The sequence below is a fragment of the Arcicella gelida genome (genome assembly GCF_034931025.1).
In the GTDB taxonomy this organism is placed as follows: Bacteria; Bacteroidota; Bacteroidia; order Cytophagales; family Spirosomataceae; genus Arcicella; species Arcicella gelida.
Map to the genome: position 1 here is coordinate 126,600 of NZ_JAYGIL010000003.1, position 15,130 is coordinate 141,729.

Annotated in this window: 18 protein-coding genes; 9 read left to right on the forward strand and 9 right to left on the reverse strand. The window is 34.0% G+C overall.

Annotated features, from left to right (window positions below; genetic code table 11):
* Position 1: 1 nt before the first annotated feature.
* Positions 2-1,264: a glycosyltransferase family 4 protein gene (locus VB776_RS02390; protein ID WP_323325656.1), complete on the forward strand. Its 1,263-nt coding sequence runs from the start codon at positions 2-4 to the stop codon at positions 1,262-1,264.
* Positions 1,261-2,019, forward strand: a complete 759-nt coding sequence (locus VB776_RS02395) for a glycosyltransferase family 2 protein (protein ID WP_323325658.1) — start codon at positions 1,261-1,263, stop codon at positions 2,017-2,019. The genes VB776_RS02390 and VB776_RS02395 overlap by 4 nt, the downstream gene beginning before the upstream one ends.
* Here VB776_RS02395 and VB776_RS02400 read toward each other — a convergent pair.
* The 3 genes from VB776_RS02400 to VB776_RS02410 all read right to left on the reverse strand — a co-directional run bounded on the left by VB776_RS02400 (position 1,994) and on the right by VB776_RS02410 (position 3,638).
* Positions 1,994-2,533 (reverse strand): hypothetical protein, encoded by a 540-nt coding sequence (locus VB776_RS02400; RefSeq protein WP_323325660.1) that lies wholly within the window; start codon positions 2,531-2,533, stop codon positions 1,994-1,996. The two genes, VB776_RS02395 and VB776_RS02400, sit on opposite strands and share 26 nt — an antisense overlap.
* Positions 2,534-2,726: 193 nt before the next feature.
* On the reverse strand, positions 2,727-3,152 hold the full coding sequence (tnpA, locus tag VB776_RS02405) for an IS200/IS605 family transposase (protein ID WP_323325662.1): 426 nt from the start codon (positions 3,150-3,152) through the stop codon (positions 2,727-2,729).
* A 93-nt stretch (positions 3,153-3,245) separates the two neighbouring features.
* Positions 3,246-3,638, reverse strand: a complete 393-nt coding sequence (locus VB776_RS02410) for a helix-turn-helix domain-containing protein (protein ID WP_323325664.1) — start codon at positions 3,636-3,638, stop codon at positions 3,246-3,248.
* A gap of 132 nt (positions 3,639-3,770) precedes the next feature.
* On the opposite strand from VB776_RS02410, the gene VB776_RS02415 reads away from it, so the two are divergent.
* From VB776_RS02415 to VB776_RS02425, 3 genes are read left to right on the forward strand one after another with little or no spacing between them, the layout of a single operon-like run.
* Positions 3,771-4,004, forward strand: coding sequence for a hypothetical protein (locus tag VB776_RS02415; protein ID WP_323325666.1), 234 nt, complete (start codon positions 3,771-3,773; stop codon positions 4,002-4,004).
* Positions 4,005-4,006: 2 nt separating this feature from the next.
* Positions 4,007-4,390: a hypothetical protein gene (locus VB776_RS02420; RefSeq protein WP_323325668.1), complete on the forward strand. Its 384-nt coding sequence runs from the start codon at positions 4,007-4,009 to the stop codon at positions 4,388-4,390.
* A 58-nt stretch (positions 4,391-4,448) separates the two neighbouring features.
* Positions 4,449-4,919, forward strand: coding sequence for a hypothetical protein (locus tag VB776_RS02425; protein WP_323325670.1), 471 nt, complete (start codon positions 4,449-4,451; stop codon positions 4,917-4,919).
* A gap of 602 nt (positions 4,920-5,521) precedes the next feature.
* On the opposite strand, the gene VB776_RS02430 is transcribed toward VB776_RS02425, so the two are convergent.
* The 5 genes from VB776_RS02430 to VB776_RS02450 all read right to left on the reverse strand — a co-directional run bounded on the left by VB776_RS02430 (position 5,522) and on the right by VB776_RS02450 (position 10,155).
* Positions 5,522-6,574, reverse strand: coding sequence for a sugar phosphate isomerase/epimerase family protein (locus VB776_RS02430; RefSeq protein WP_323325672.1), 1,053 nt, complete (start codon positions 6,572-6,574; stop codon positions 5,522-5,524).
* Positions 6,575-6,602: 28 nt separating this feature from the next.
* Entirely contained in the window at positions 6,603-7,004 is a 402-nt protein-coding gene (locus tag VB776_RS02435) for a four helix bundle protein (protein WP_323325674.1), read from the reverse strand.
* Between the two features lie 97 nt (positions 7,005-7,101).
* On the reverse strand, positions 7,102-8,247 hold the full coding sequence (locus tag VB776_RS02440) for a Gfo/Idh/MocA family protein (protein ID WP_323325676.1): 1,146 nt from the start codon (positions 8,245-8,247) through the stop codon (positions 7,102-7,104).
* 153 nt (positions 8,248-8,400) lie between these two features.
* Positions 8,401-9,465, reverse strand: a complete 1,065-nt coding sequence (gmd, locus tag VB776_RS02445; RefSeq protein ID WP_323325678.1) for a GDP-mannose 4,6-dehydratase — start codon at positions 9,463-9,465, stop codon at positions 8,401-8,403.
* Positions 9,466-9,579: 114 nt separating this feature from the next.
* Positions 9,580-10,155 carry an SPOR domain-containing protein gene (locus tag VB776_RS02450; RefSeq protein WP_323325680.1) on the reverse strand — a complete coding sequence of 192 codons (576 nt, stop codon included), beginning with the start codon at positions 10,153-10,155 and terminating at the stop codon, positions 9,580-9,582.
* Positions 10,156-10,313: 158 nt separating this feature from the next.
* On the opposite strand from VB776_RS02450, the gene murB reads away from it, so the two are divergent.
* The 4 genes from murB (at position 10,314) to VB776_RS02470 (ending at position 14,668) form a co-directional block, all read left to right on the forward strand.
* Positions 10,314-11,330 (forward strand): UDP-N-acetylmuramate dehydrogenase, encoded by a 1,017-nt coding sequence (gene murB / locus VB776_RS02455; protein ID WP_323325682.1) that lies wholly within the window; start codon positions 10,314-10,316, stop codon positions 11,328-11,330.
* Between the two features lie 12 nt (positions 11,331-11,342).
* On the forward strand, positions 11,343-12,152 hold the full coding sequence (gene kdsA, locus VB776_RS02460) for a 3-deoxy-8-phosphooctulonate synthase (protein WP_323325684.1): 810 nt from the start codon (positions 11,343-11,345) through the stop codon (positions 12,150-12,152).
* A gap of 102 nt (positions 12,153-12,254) precedes the next feature.
* Entirely contained in the window at positions 12,255-13,640 is a 1,386-nt protein-coding gene (locus VB776_RS02465) for a DNA/RNA non-specific endonuclease (RefSeq protein WP_323325686.1), read from the forward strand.
* Positions 13,641-13,861: 221 nt separating this feature from the next.
* Entirely contained in the window at positions 13,862-14,668 is an 807-nt protein-coding gene (locus VB776_RS02470; protein WP_323325688.1) for a hypothetical protein, read from the forward strand.
* Between the two features lie 92 nt (positions 14,669-14,760).
* Here the strand turns inward: VB776_RS02470 and VB776_RS02475 are convergent, their stop codons facing one another.
* Positions 14,761-14,976, reverse strand: coding sequence for a hypothetical protein (locus tag VB776_RS02475; RefSeq protein ID WP_407653777.1), 216 nt, complete (start codon positions 14,974-14,976; stop codon positions 14,761-14,763).
* Between the last annotated feature and the right edge of the window lie 154 nt (positions 14,977-15,130).

Below are 15,130 nucleotides of genomic sequence, written 5' to 3' on the forward strand. Positions count from 1 at the left end.
TATGAAAATTACGATATTAAGCACTTTTGATACTTTTGGCGGAGCGTCAATCGCAGCATTTCGTCTGAATAAAGCCTTAAATGACAATGGCTTAGACTCAAAAATGCTCGTTCAAGATAAAAAAGGTAAAGCTCCCAACGTTGAAACGATTGCGACAAACTGGTTTTTGAAAAAAGTAGCTCTTGCAAGATTCGCTTTCGACCGCTATCAATTTGCTTTTTATGAAAAGTCCAAAGCTGTAAGATTTATCTTCTCTCAAGCAAAAATTGGTGTTGATATTAGTCAGAATACTTTGATTCAAAATACAGACATTATTCATTTGCATTGGATAAATTTTGGTTTTCTCTCTTTAGATTCTATTCAAAAATTGATAGCCACACAAAAGCCAATCGTTTGGACTTTACATGATATGTGGGTTTTTACGGGAGGTTGTCATTATTCAAGAGACTGTACTCATTATCAACAAAGCTGTGGAAATTGTACAGAATTTCTAAAAAATCCTTCTTCAACAGATTTGTCAAATCAAGTCTGGAAAGCCAAGAAAACAATTTTTCAAAATGCCAATATTACCATCGTTGCTTGTAGCAATTGGTTGGCAGAAAAGGCGAAGACGAGTACTTTATTAGAAGGTAAGAAAATTGTTTCGATTCCAAATCCAATTGATACTTCATTGTTCAAGCCAACCGAAAAGGCCATTGCACAACAACATTTTCAATTAGATAATAACAAACGTTATATACTTTTTGCCGCCGCTAAAATCAGTGATATTCGGAAAGGTTTTATCTATTTTAAAGAAGCTTTAGAGATTTTAAAAAAGGAGTATTCAGTTGATAATAAAGAAGTTGAACTAATTATTTTCGGACAAGCGAATGCCAATGATTTTGAAAACCTTCCTTTTAAAGTAAATGTTTTAGGCAAACTTTCAGATTTATCCGAAATTGCTTTGGCGTATTCCTCTGCTTCCGTTTTTGTAGTTTCTTCTTTAGAAGATAATTTGCCGAACACCATTATGGAATCTTTGGCTTGTGGAACGCCCGTTGTTGGTTTTGAAACAGGTGGTATTCCTGAAATGATTGGACATCAAAAAAATGGATATTTAGCCACTTTTAAATCTGCTGAAGAGCTAGCAAAAGGCATTTTTTGGACATTGTTTCAGGCTGATTATCAATCACTTTGCCAAAATTCCAGACAAAAAGCTTTAAATAATTATGCTGAAGAAGTAGTAGCGAAACAGTACCAAGCTTTATATGAATCATTATTATGAAATTAAGTATCATTACCATTACTTATAACGCTGAAAAATTCCTAAAAAGAACCATTGAAAGTATTTTGGCTCAATCGAACCAAGATTTTGAGTACATAATTATTGATGGGAAATCGAAAGATTCAACCTTAGAAATTGCGAAAGCTTATGGCGAAAGAGTAAACCTTTTGGTATCTGAACCCGACAAAGGTTTATACGATGCCATGAATAAAGGTTTGGGTTTGGCAAAGGGCGATTTCGTATGGTTTATGAATGCTGGAGACGAAATTAATGATGGTGAAGTAGTGGCAATTTTCATGAAAGTTTTAGCAGAAACCAACGCTGATGTGTTTTATGGCGATACTTATTTTGTAGAGGAAAATGGTACAATTCAAGGCTTGCGTTCAGAAATTACGCCCCATCGTTTGCCTAAAAATCTTACATGGCAAGACATGAATTTAGGAATGTTAGTTTGTCATCAAGCTTTTATCGCTCGTAAATCCATCGCTCCTTTTTACTTAGAAAATAACCTCAGTGCTGATATTGATTGGGAAATAGAATGCCTGAAAAGATCGAAAAAAGTACAGTTTTTGGATACAGTCGTGGCAAAATACTTGGTCGGAGGAATTTCAAATAAACAGCTAAAACGTTCTTTAATCGACCGCTACGAAGTGTTAAAAAAGCATTTTGGTTTATTGGGTGCAATCTTGGCTCATATAAAAATTACCATTCGAGGAGTAAAATTGATACTTAAAAAGGGCGGGAAGTATTGGTAGGCAATACCAAAAATGCCCGTGCTTCCAGCGACATGACTTCTTCTTTTTGATAAAATAATAAAGCTCTGTCACGCAAGGCGTATTCACTACTTAAAAAAACATTGCACGTTTCTAGTAATGTTTTTTCTCGTCCAAATCTATCCAAAAAAGCTTCAACGGTTTTCAACCAAAACCAAGTAAGGGTTTCGTGATAACCTCTTTCAAAACTCACCACTCCACCCACCGAGCTATTGAATAAAATAATTCTTTGTCTTACCAAAAGCATCGCCTGCGTAAGGTTGTATTGACGCAAATGCCAAACACCCATTGCTAAATGTGCTTCATGCGTCCAAGCCTCTGCTGGCAAAGTAGCATTATTGAATTTTTCTATTAGGGATTCTATTTCGGATTCTGATTGAAAAAGTTGCATGATAATTTGGGGCTTTTTCGGGCGAATAAATTCACCCGCTAAGTGGAACGTTGGGTTTTGAATGTCAAAATTGAGGATACTGATTAAAGGAGCTTGATTTATCAAGTTCAAATAATATTTATATTCATACATTTCAACAAATTCCTAAATATGATATAAATTTCATAACAAAAATAACTTTTTTTTGTGAAAATATAAATAAAATTGACGATATTATGTCAAAAAGAAGACCTCAATAGCAAAATTATGAGGTTTTTTTCTCTTAGCGGACGAATTAATTCGCCCGCTAAGAGAAAAACTATTCAGCTAATAAATTTACCATTTCAAGAAGTTCTTCGTCAATTTTTTTAACCTTGTGATGGCTTTCTTGATTGAAGATATATCGTTTTACTTTTCCTACATTTTGTGGACTTACCGAAAATACTCCATACCCGTCTTGCCATTGGAAATGACTATTAAGTAGTCCAGACTCGTTTATCCATCGTGAAGATTCACCTTTCACGTTTTTAATGATTTCAGCAATACTTTGAGTGGATTTCATCTTGAAAAGGCAATGTAAATGGTCTTCTACGCCATTGATTATTTCAAGTTGTATGTCTTTTTTCTTGGCGTGATTTCTAATATGCTCAAGAAGTTGATAGCGAAGGGATTTGTTTAAGCAAGGTTCTCTGTGTTTGGTTGTCCAGACAGCATGGACATATAGGTATATTAGATTTCCTGTCATCGTATTATTGTATTTATAAATATAGGCATAAATTACGTTTAGCAGGCGAATTTATTCGCCTGCTAAATGTAATTTAAGTCAAAATCGCTTTGCTTAATTCTTTTCTTTCCAATATTTTGCTTCTAATTCTGCTTTTTCTTTTTCTATTTTTAACTTTTCATTTTCTAAAACTAATTTTTCAATTTTATGTTGAAGTTCTTTAGCATCATAATAATTGACATTATTACTTCCATTTCCTGTTGAAACATTAGAGTTTTGACACTGGTCAAAAAAAAATGAAACTCTGTCACCAAAGGCTAAGATATCATTTAAGGTTACACCTAACTTATCAGCTATTTGTTCTAAGCGTTTAATCGTTACGTCTTTTTTCCCCCGCTCTATATCTGCATAAGCAGGTAAGGAAAGCCCTAACATATCAGCTAAATTTTCTTGAGAGAACCCTTTTAATGTTCGGATACCTCTTATTTTTTCTCCGATGTCTTTCATTTTTCTAAAATGTAAAGTTTTACTTTCTATTTTGTCTATTATAAACGTAAACATAATAAAAAAACTCTACTAAATTGCATTGATCATATCTTAAATACTAAAAAGCAAAAACACCATATACTACTTATCGACATGGAAATATTGTACATCTTCATTATTATTGCTCTTATTCTTGCATCAATTATTTCTCAAAATTTACAAATCAAAAGAAGTATATTAACAATTCTCCTTATTTTATTCTCTTTAGGAGCTATTACTCAGTTTATGAGGGTAGGTTTTGAAAAAGGACTTGCAGGAGTATTAGGAATGTGTCTACCAGCAGGCATTACTGCATATTTTTTAAATAAAATAATTCAAAAAAAATAGTCATGAAAAAGAAATATTATTTTTTCAATATACCTCTTATCATATTGATTTTTATGATAAAAAATATTAGTATATACGCACAGAGAAGTAGAGATTTTGGTAGAGATTACTCTGATATGCCAATACAATCATATTCTGTCAATAATATTATTGCATCTTTTATATTGGGTCCAGTATTATTTATGATAGGACAAGCCTTACTGAAATACCATGTTGATGAAAAAGGAAATCCTAAATCATTTTTTGGAGTAGTTATTACTTGGGCTAGTATTATCTGTTTTATTCCAGCATTACAATTTTTGTTTTCTTTGAGTCTAATGATTTTTGCGTTAGTAATTTTAGGTGTAATAATATATGCTTTTTTTTCTACTCTATTAAAAAAATAAAGGTTTGAAAAAGTCTTTTTTTAGATTAATTATATTGAAAACTTAATTATTATATAACATGATGACTAAATTTAAAGTAACCATTCTTTTAATACTATTTTTCTTCATATCTGAAATGTCCTTCGCACAAGTAAGTTCGAGAGCAAAACAATTTGGTTATAGAGGGTATCCAAGTGTAATAGACGCAGATGGAGTGTCCAATGCAATAAAACAACGCACGCAGTCTGTATATGCGAATACAAGTAATATTCAAGAAAAAATAAATAGATTATATGACTTGAATGAAAACCTGCAATACGTTGATAGCTCTAAATATGCGATGATAAATGATGCAATTGGACAACTTATTGGCTTTCTTAATAGTAAAACTATTGACATTACAAATCCTCAGAATAACAGATTCATAGATAATATGCTGAGAAATTACGAAGATGGAATAAAAAAAGCATTTAATAAAGAACAAATTATTATTCCTGTCATGGTATTTGAAAATGGACAATGGATTAAAAAAAACTTTCAATCCAATTAAATGTAATCTGTTTAAACTTTCTTGTTTTCTAATTAATGGATTAATTAGTTCATAGGTTTATAAGAAAATATTGATTTAATTAATCTAATTTACTAAACTGCAAATAAGCTTAAAGAGCTTCATTTAATGTAAAGCTATTATCCAAAAATCGTACTAATACTCACTTTTGAATTCCATAAAATCATGTTTAAAATTCTTCAAATAACGGAATCTAACATAGAAAAAGTTCAGTTATTACTATTACAGAAAGGTAATGAAATCAGACCGGGTCGTTTCATAGAGGACATAGAACTCAAGAGATTTAGTACTTTTGATGAGGCTACTAATTTTATAAATAGCTTAGATAATGATAAGTTACAAAGTATAGTAGAGTATATAGTATTTAAAGAATAAATATATAATAGAGATAACAGATGTTAAAAATCGAACTATATGTCGTTTATTTTATTCTTGATGTAAAATCAAATCAGTGCTTATACACAATATTCCACTTTGGATACAAATTAATTCATACCCTAAGTGGAATATCTTTTAGCAAGATTATCAAATATAAAAACCTCATGAGGTTTTTATATTTACGAAATTAGCAATCCAAAATCAAATTAAATTCCTAAAATCTTCTTATTCAATTCTATATCAGCACCACCACCAGCAAAATCATCAAAAACTTTAGATGTCGCTTGGATGATGTGAGAATCAATAAATGGAGCACCTTCAGTAGCACCTTGAACGGGGTCTTTAATAGCACATTCCCATTCTAACACAGCCCAGCCATCATAACCGTATTGTGTAAGTTTAGAGAAAATAGAGCCAAAATCTACTTGTCCATCACCCAAAGAACGGAAACGACCAGCACGATTTACCCATGACTGATAGCCACCATAAACACCTTGTTTTCCAGTTGGATTAAATTCAGCATCTTTTACATGGAACATCTTGATTCTTTCGTGATAGAAATCAATGTATTGTAAGTAATCCAAACATTGCAATACAAAGTGAGATGGGTCATAAAGTAAGTTGGCACGTTTGTGACCGCCTACTTTTTCCAAGAACATTTCAAAAGTAACGCCATCGTGCAAATCTTCGCCTGGATGAATTTCGTAACAAAGGTCCACACCAGCGTCCTCAAATGCATTCAAAATTGGTAACCAACGGTTTCCTAATTCTGTAAAGCCTTGGTCAACCAAACCAGCAGGACGTTGTGGCCAAGGATAAACTGTATGCCACATCAAAGCACCCGAGAAAGTAGCATGAGCGTTCAAACCTAAGTTTTGCGAGGCTTTCGCAGCATATTTCAATTGTTGCACAGCCCATTCAGTACGAGCTTTCGGATTTCCTTTTACTGAATCTGGTGCGAAACCATCGAACATTACATCATAAGCGGGGTTTACTGCCACCAACTGTCCTTGTAAGTGCGTTGAAAGTTCAGTGATTTGGACACCTTTATCCGCCAACTTCCCTTTCAATTCATCGCAATAGGTTTTTGATTCTGCGGCTAATTGAAGGTCAATCGCACGAGCATCCCAAGTAGGAATTTGTACTCCTTTATAGCCTAAATCAGCCACCCAAGACGTGATAGAATCAAGCGAATTAAACGGCTCAGTATTATCTAAAAATTGTGCTAAAAATATAGCAGGACCTTTGATTGTTTTCATGAAAAATTGTGAGTTGTGAATGAGTGAGTTAAGAGTTAATACCCTTTTTTTTCAATAATTCTCCTGTTGTTTTTCTGGATTTTGAAAGAATCTTCAAAATTTCATGTCCTTCATCCATTAAGCTTTTTAGCTTTGCTTCATGGAAAAAGTTGGCATCTATTGAATATTCCAACCAAAATATACTTTCATCAAGTTCTTCGATGACAATACTTAATTTGGCAAAAAACTCTTTATTACTTCTGGCTCTTCTTACAGCTCGATAGTTTGCAACTGAAGATGCTGACGAACGAGCTAATTGTCGAGCAATATTTTTAGCAGATAGAGATTTTGAAAATAGTTCATCACATACAGGAATACATCTGAGTCCAAAGTTTTTAACTCTTTGGAACATTCTTTCTGCAAATTCGTGCTGTGCATGACTATTTTCCATCAATCATCTGTTTAGTGTAGTTCAAAAGAGTGAGCTGTGAATTAATGAATGTAACTACAATATTCACTAACTCACTAATTCACAACTCACTAAATATCTATACCTTCACCCAGCTTTGACTTCTATGGCTATCAAGGATTCTTTCGCAGATTAATAATTCTCTGTAACCATCCGCAAAAGTTGGATAGTTTGGTTTTTCTGGTTGTTTTCCAGCGGCTACCGCAGCATATACCTCTTTGAATAATTGTTTTGAAGTATCAGGGAAGCCTTCGTTGTGTCCACCCGGGAAAGTCATTAAAGCACTTGCTTCTGGATAAGCCAAAGAAGGATCACGCATTAACGATTGGTTGTAACCATCACGATTACCAATCCAAAGTTCGTTTGGTGCTTCTGAGTTGAATGCAAATGTTTTCTTCCCTCCAGAAATCTCTAATTTCAATTGGTTTTTACGTCCAGCCGAAACTTGAGAAACTGTTACAGAGCCACGATTTCCGTTATCAAAACGCAATAAAACGTTGGCTGTATCTTCCGTAGTAATTGTTACATCAGCGTAATCTTCTGGTTGAAGCATTTTGCCTGAATACGTTTCTACTGGTTTCAAAGGCTTCTTACGAGTTTTGTGAATGGTATTAAAATCCGCCATTACTTCTACCGTTTTCAAGCCAGTGATATACTCGATAATATCCATCAAGTGTGACCCAATATCAGCAATCGCACGAGAATCTCCAGATTTATCTGGTTCTAAACGCCAGTTATAATCAGTTTCATAAAATAACCAGTCTTGTAAATAAGAACCAATTACTGAATACACATCTCCTAAATCTCCTTTTTCACGCATGGTTTTCATTTGGCGAACCAAAGGATAATAACGCAAATTGAAGTGAACTGCATTTACCAAACCTGTTTCAGCAGCTAAGGCTACTAATTCTTCAGCCTCGTGTAAATCTTTAGCTAATGGTTTTTCACAAACAACGTGTTTCCCAGCTAATAAAGCTGCTTTTGATTGTGAGTAATGTAAAAAGTTTGGAGTACAAATATGAACACAAACAATGTCTTCCATTGCCAATAATTGATCAAACGTACACGGACGCTCGATACCTAATTGTGCAGCCTTAGCAGTCGCTAATTCAATATTTACTTCACAAAGTGCTGTCACTTCTACATTTGGAAGTCTTCTTAATGCCTCAATATGAGCAGGTCCGATAAACCCAGTTCCGACTACGCCGACTTTGATTTTTTCCATGGTTAAATAATTGTTATTTGGATAAGTATTCTCTTTTGATTGAAATTATGTGGGATAATAATATTTTTCTACATTCAAATCCTTCAAATATAATTAACATTTATCAGGAATATTGAGGTTTTGTACTGTTTAGATTGGATTTAGTTTTATTGCTTATTTTTTAAACAATGCCACATCTGCCTGCATCATATCGTCAACTAATCCTTTTAAATCGTATTTAGGAGTCCAACCTAATTTTGATTGACATTTTGCAGGATCTCCAATGAGTAATTCTACCTCAGTTGGACGGAAATATCTTTCATCTACAGAAACTACTACTTTCCCAATTTCTACTTGGTATTCAGGATTGTGACAAGCTACTACTTTCCCAATTTCATTGACTCCATCTCCTTCAAATCCAATTTCAATACCTAAATAAGCAAATGCCATTCTTACAAATTCACGCACACGAGTGGTTACTCCAGTAGCTATGACAAAATCTTCAGGTACCTCTTGTTGTAAAATTAACCACATGGCTTCTACATAGTCTTTGGCATGTCCCCAGTCACGTTGAGCATCCAAATTTCCTAAGTATAATTGTTCTTGTTGTCCCAGAGCAATTTGCGAAACAGCACGAGTAATTTTACGGGTTACAAAAGTTTCTCCACGCAAAGGCGATTCATGGTTAAATAAAATACCATTTACGGCAAACATTCCATAAGCTTCACGATAGTTTACTGTAATCCAGTAAGCATATAATTTAGCAACAGCGTAAGGTGAGCGTGGATAAAATGGAGTAGTTTCAGATTGTGGAACTTCTTGAACCAAACCGTATAGTTCAGAAGTAGAAGCTTGATATATTTTAGTTTTTTTATTCAAACCCAATAATCGAACAGCCTCAAGAACTCTTAAAGTACCAATACCATCAACTTGAGCCGTATATTCGGGTTCATCAAAAGAAACCTTTACGTGCGACATCGCCCCAAGATTATAAATCTCATCTGGTTGAACTTCTTGAATAATTCTGATAATATTAGTTGAATCACTCAAATCACCATAATGAAGTATAAATTTTACTCCATCTTCATGTAAATCTTCATAAAGATGATCAATCCTTTGTGTATTAATTAATGAACTTCTTCGCTTGATACCATGTACTTCATAGCCTTTAGAGAGGAGTAATTCTGCTAAATATGCACCGTCTTGACCGGTGATACCTGTAATAAGAGCTTTTTTCATGTAGTCCAACCCCTGCCCAAGAGGGATTTTAATTTTGGGGGCAATTAAAAATTAAATGTGATTTTATTCAATACAAAAATACTAAACCAAAAAGCTAAAACCCAAGTTCTTACCTTATTTAACTAGGATTCCTCTTTTTATTTCTACTCTGTCGGGCAATATCATTGCCGAAGGAAAATTTTCTTTAATCGTCACAAAGTATCTTTCGGCATCCATTCTGTTTAGAAAATCACCAATTTTTACTTTGTAAATCGGTTGTTGATAGCTAATATAAGGGTATATTTCTGGATAAGTTTGGTAAGTATAAATCTTGGCATCATCAGCGGCTTTTCTGTCATTTCCTACATAAATCTGGATTCTGAAACCATTTGCGTAGCGAATACTTTTATTTTTAAGCGAAATAGTATCTAAGATAGCATCCAGTTTTTTATTGATGTGCATAGGCTCTTCGGTTAAATAAGCCTTTTTTGTATTCTTTTTCGGATAATTTAGCGTATCATTTGCCTCGTTTAGTTGTTTGTATTTAGGCAAATATTGCGATAAATCTTCTTCGTAAATTTTATCTATTTTTTTATGGGATGATTTTGTGCTGGCAGAAGTAGAGCCACCTTTGCTAGAAACAACCTTGGAGGAACAAGCACTTAGAATTACTAAAAATATGGATAGACAAATAAAAAGAAAGCGTTGCATATAATATTGAGTTTTTCAGATAGACTTTTGGTGGCTTGAAAAGAAGTATTCATCAAAGATACAATTTTTGACAAAAACTTGAAATATCCTTTTTCATTGTAACTTTGTTTCCGCTATTGAGCATCCTTAATTCTGATTTTTTGATTTCTAAAAAACCCATGAATATTCAACAAAATATTTCTTTAAAACCCTTCAATACTTTTGGTCTGGAAGCTTCTGCACAATATTTTGTTGAAGTAAATACTGTTGAAGAACTGAAAGATATTCTCCAAAATCCTAATTTCAAGAACCTTGATAAATTGTTTTTAGGAGGCGGAAGTAATTTGCTACTTACCAAGAATTACGAAGGATTGGTGATAAAAATTGCCTTAAAAGGAATTGAAAAGGTTTTTGAAGACGAAAAATCTGTTCATATCAAAGCGGGTGCAGGTGAAGTTTGGCATCAATTTGTAATGTTTTGTGTAGAGCATCATTATGCGGGTATCGAAAATCTTTCCCTCATTCCGGGTACAGTTGGTGCTGCACCCATGCAAAATATTGGTGCTTATGGCGTAGAAATCAAAGATGTTTTTCAGGAATTAGAAGCCCTTAATCTGGAAACGCTTGAAATTGAAACCTTTAGTTTAACCGATTGTCAGTTTGGTTATCGTGAAAGTGTTTTTAAACATTCTTTGAAAGGAAAATATGTGATTACTTCCGTCACTTTTCATTTGAATAAAGTGCCTACTTTCAAGACTGCTTATGGCGACATTCAAAAAACGTTGGCAGAAATGAATGTCACGGCACTTTCAATCAAAGCCGTAAGCGATGCCGTCATTTCAATTCGTAAAAGTAAATTACCAGACCCAGCCGAAATTGGTAATTCTGGAAGTTTTTTCAAAAATCCAGAAATTCCGATTGAACAATACAAACAAATTTTGATAGAATATCCAACCTTACCAAGTTACCCAATCAATGAAAGTACTGTAAAAGTGCCAGCGGGTTGGTTGATAGAACAAGCAGGTTGGAAAGGTTTTAGAGATGGACAAATTGGCGTTCATGCTCGTCAGGCTTTGGTTTTGGTAAATTATGGCGGTGGCAATGGCAACGAAATCAAGAAATTAGCAGAAAAAGTACAGGAATCAGTGTTGGATAAATTTGGCATCAAATTAAGTCCAGAAGTAAATTATATATAAAACATCTCAAGAATGAACATCCCAAAATTAAAACATACCGACACGAATAATTTCTTCTTGATGGCAGGAAGTTGTGCCATTGAAAGCCGTGATTTGGCTTTTGAAATTGCTGAAAAAATCAAAGGTATCACCGACCAATTTGGCATTCCTTATATCTTCAAAGGTTCGTATCGCAAGGCAAATCGTACTAAATTAGATTCTTTTACAGGGATTGGAGACATTACTGCTTTAGAAATTTTACAAGAAATTGGCAATCATTACGATTTGCCAACCGTAACCGATATTCACGAATCGCAAGAAGCAGAAATGGCAGCCAAGTATGTGGATGTATTGCAAATTCCAGCTTTTTTGTGTCGTCAAACAGATTTATTGGCTGCTGCTGCTCGTACTGGAAAAGCGGTAAATATCAAAAAAGGGCAATTCATGGCAGGTGTTTCTATGAAATTTGCCGTTGAAAAAATCTTGCATGAAAACCCTTCAGCACAAGTATTTTTAACAGACAGAGGAAACTCTTTTGGTTACGGTGATTTAGTGGTTGACTATCGTAACATTCCTGAAATGCAAGCACATGGTGTTCCTGTGGTGATGGATTGTACACACTCTTTACAAAGACCAAACCAAACAACTGGCGTAACTGGTGGACAACCAAAAATGATTGAAACCATTGCTAAAGCAGCAATTGCAGTAGGAGCGGATGGTATTTTTATCGAAACGCATCCAAATCCTGCCATCGCAAAATCTGACGGAGCAAATATGTTGCCTTTAGATAAATTGGAAGAATTATTAGAAAAACTGGTAAGAGTACGCCAAGCGGTGATATAATTTAGTGATTGAGTGAGTTATGAATTAGTGATTGTTTTCACTCACTCACAATTGAAAACAATTCCTCAAAGTTTGTTTACATAAAATCTTTTTCCAAAAACAATGTTCAGAAAAATTTTCATTCCAACTTTTCTTGGCGTAATGATGTCTTTGTTTTCGATGTCTGTTCCTGCATCGTATGCTGTTGAAAAATCTTTTCAAGAACCTGTTACAAAAGTGGCACAAAACTTTCCTGAAAAGTTTGAAACGGCTTCAAAAAACAGCTACGCAATTGATGTTGTAAGTACTGCTTCGGGAGAATGGACATTTGACAATGCGATGATTGGAGGTTCTGATAACGACGCTAAAAATGGAGAAAAGTCCGTCAGAATGAAGGAAAAGGCTAAACTGACAATGAATTTTGATATTCCGACGGGTATTCAGCAAGTAAAGCTAAAGTACGGTGTTTATCAAACAGATGAAGAAGCTAGCTTTGAACTATGGGTTTCAACCAACGCTGGCAAGGCTTGGATGAAAATGGGAAAAGCCATAAAAGCAACGAATAAAAAACTAAAAATAGTAACCTTTGAAGTACTTACCAAAAAGCCAAGTAGAATAGAAATCAGAAAAACCGACGATACAGAAAACCGCCTAAATATTGATGATATTAGTGTTGTTACTTATTCAAGCACTGTTAAATCGCCGAATATTTCTACTACTGTTCAAGAGCCAATATTACTTATTTCAAAACCTACACGTGATAATAATTTAGCTTTAGGAAATCCGTCAAAAGCTGTTTCTAGTACTTCTTCACCGAATAATTTTTTGATGACAAAAACATCCTATTCGCTTTCTTATAATAAAAGTAAAAACATTGCGAATTGGGTTTCTTGGCATTTAAGTAAGGCTTGGAAAGGTGATGCGGCTCGTCAGAATAATTTTCGTGCTGATAATACATTACCAGAAGGATGGTATCAAGTAAATCCGAGAGATTATTCAGATACAGGCTTTGATAGAGGTCATTTATGTCCTTCAGATGATAGAGATGGCAATCCCGAAGAAAACCAAGAGACTTTTTTTATGACCAACATGGTGCCACAAGCTCCTGAAAACAACAGAGGGATTTGGAAACATTTAGAAGAATATACAAGAACATTACTCGACCAAGGAAATGAATTATACATTTTAGCAGGAACGCTCGGACAAGGTGGAACAGGAACAAATGGCACAACAAAAACAATTGGCAAAAATAACAATGTTGTAGTGCCAGCCACTATTTGGAAAGTAATTGTAGTATTGCCAGTTGGCGACAAAGATGTTGTGAGAATCAACACCACAACAAGAGTAATTGCGGTAAATATGCCCAATCAGAATTCGGTTGGAGCGGAAGATTGGAAAAAATATAGAATATCTGTAGATGAATTAGAACGCTTGACGGGTTATGATTTTCTATCAAACGTTCCTACAAATATTCAACAGGTAATTGAGAATGTTGTTGATAAGGAGTAATTATACCTGATGATTTACCTTATCTTTATTTTTGAAATCAATTGTCAAAACCTGTTGCTTTGCACGCAAAGCTCATCGCTATTTAACAACTTAATTTAAGTTTTTTTAAGAATTTTTCAGGGGAAAACTATTTTAAATTGTCGTGATTTTGACAATTTAAAAATTAATTTTGCGTTTGAATATAATTGATGAAAATGAGATTTCATTTTTGCCCTTGTCCTATGAAACGATTTATACATTTAACCATAATCTTATGCGCTACATCTTTGGGTGTAAGGGCTCAATCTGATAGTCTCAAATTTATTACGATTTCTCCAACAGGTTCAATCAAAAATATTGACTGGTTAGAGAAAAATACTGTTGGTCAATTTGGCATCGACTTCAAAATTCAACCCAATAAAAAAGTTAATATTACACTTGGCTCAGCACTCTTCAGAACAATCGGAGCAAGTGTTTTAACTCCTTCAAATCCAGCGGCTTTTTATGCTAGTTACGATAAATTTGGTACTAATCAAGGTTTTGTAACTGCAACGCCCAAAACTACATACAGTGGAGGTTTTATCAATGCAGATGTGGGAATTCCATTCAAATTAAAAGATAGTTCAAACATTAGTATTGAACCGTTTTTGGGTTTGGAAGGAAAAATTTGGCAACGTACTACCGATTATGGAACAGAAGGCGGGCCTTTATTGGTAGAAGAAAAGTATAAATTCCTTTCACCTTCTTTTGGTGCAAAATTGAATTATTCAACGAAGTCTAAAGTGAAACTTACTTTAAGAATCTCTGGAAGTTATCCGATTGTTTCTAAATTGAAATTGGACGAAAAGAATCTTAATTTACCTAATGCTGAATTAGACTTAAAACGACAGTTATCTCCATCCGTTGAAATTGGTGCAAAAATCAAAAAGCTAACCATCAAGCTCCGTTACGAAAGAATCAATTTTGGTTCTTCAGATTCTTTAAGAGGTTTTGCAACACCATCTTCAAGAGCCAATGTATCAGGAGTATCAGTTAGCTATGATTTTTAAAGCTTTTTATCAAATGTGGAGAAGTCCACAAGATTTTAACTAAAAATATCTTCAAAGCCGAAAGCTCAAAGCTGACGGCTGATAGATTATAATTAATTCTGCGTTCCCTGTTTAATCGCTTCATAATCCGTTTTTAGCCGTCCCATTTCTCTAGCAATAAAGGTCTGTAATTGGGAGTTGAAAGTTTTTTTATCTTCTTCGTTCAAAGAAGCATAAAAATCTTTTAATTCTTGATTGATAGCTGCACGTTCTTCGGCTGAAGCAGCGTTGATTGAACGTACATGATATTGTTTAAAATTGAAATCCATGATTTTGACTTGTGAATTGGGATGTTGGATTTCGGATTGATTATGTCAATCAAAACCCCTTTTATTTCTTGGATTGACAAATTTACTATTAAAAATGAAACAAGGCATTTTCATTTCTTTAGTAATTGTTGAAATTGCAAAAATACTCTTCTAA

Coding starts and splice junctions, on each gene's coding strand:
- VB776_RS02390 (WP_323325656.1), top strand. CDS start 2: ATGAAAATTACGATATTAAGCACTTTTGATACTTTTGGCGGAGCGTCA.
- VB776_RS02450 (WP_323325680.1), bottom strand. CDS start 10,155: ATGCAACGCTTTCTTTTTATTTGTCTATCCATATTTTTAGTAATTCTA.
- tnpA (WP_323325662.1), bottom strand. CDS start 3,152: ATGACAGGAAATCTAATATACCTATATGTCCATGCTGTCTGGACAACC.
- VB776_RS02470 (WP_323325688.1), top strand. CDS start 13,862: ATGAAACGATTTATACATTTAACCATAATCTTATGCGCTACATCTTTG.
- VB776_RS02475 (WP_407653777.1), bottom strand. CDS start 14,976: ATGGATTTCAATTTTAAACAATATCATGTACGTTCAATCAACGCTGCT.
- VB776_RS02440 (WP_323325676.1), bottom strand. CDS start 8,247: ATGGAAAAAATCAAAGTCGGCGTAGTCGGAACTGGGTTTATCGGACCT.
- gmd (WP_323325678.1), bottom strand. CDS start 9,465: ATGAAAAAAGCTCTTATTACAGGTATCACCGGTCAAGACGGTGCATAT.
- VB776_RS02395 (WP_323325658.1), top strand. CDS start 1,261: ATGAAATTAAGTATCATTACCATTACTTATAACGCTGAAAAATTCCTA.
- VB776_RS02465 (WP_323325686.1), top strand. CDS start 12,255: ATGTTCAGAAAAATTTTCATTCCAACTTTTCTTGGCGTAATGATGTCT.
- VB776_RS02425 (WP_323325670.1), top strand. CDS start 4,449: ATGATGACTAAATTTAAAGTAACCATTCTTTTAATACTATTTTTCTTC.
- murB (WP_323325682.1), top strand. CDS start 10,314: ATGAATATTCAACAAAATATTTCTTTAAAACCCTTCAATACTTTTGGT.
- VB776_RS02430 (WP_323325672.1), bottom strand. CDS start 6,574: ATGAAAACAATCAAAGGTCCTGCTATATTTTTAGCACAATTTTTAGAT.
- VB776_RS02415 (WP_323325666.1), top strand. CDS start 3,771: ATGGAAATATTGTACATCTTCATTATTATTGCTCTTATTCTTGCATCA.
- kdsA (WP_323325684.1), top strand. CDS start 11,343: ATGAACATCCCAAAATTAAAACATACCGACACGAATAATTTCTTCTTG.
- VB776_RS02420 (WP_323325668.1), top strand. CDS start 4,007: ATGAAAAAGAAATATTATTTTTTCAATATACCTCTTATCATATTGATT.
- VB776_RS02410 (WP_323325664.1), bottom strand. CDS start 3,638: ATGAAAGACATCGGAGAAAAAATAAGAGGTATCCGAACATTAAAAGGG.
- VB776_RS02435 (WP_323325674.1), bottom strand. CDS start 7,004: ATGGAAAATAGTCATGCACAGCACGAATTTGCAGAAAGAATGTTCCAA.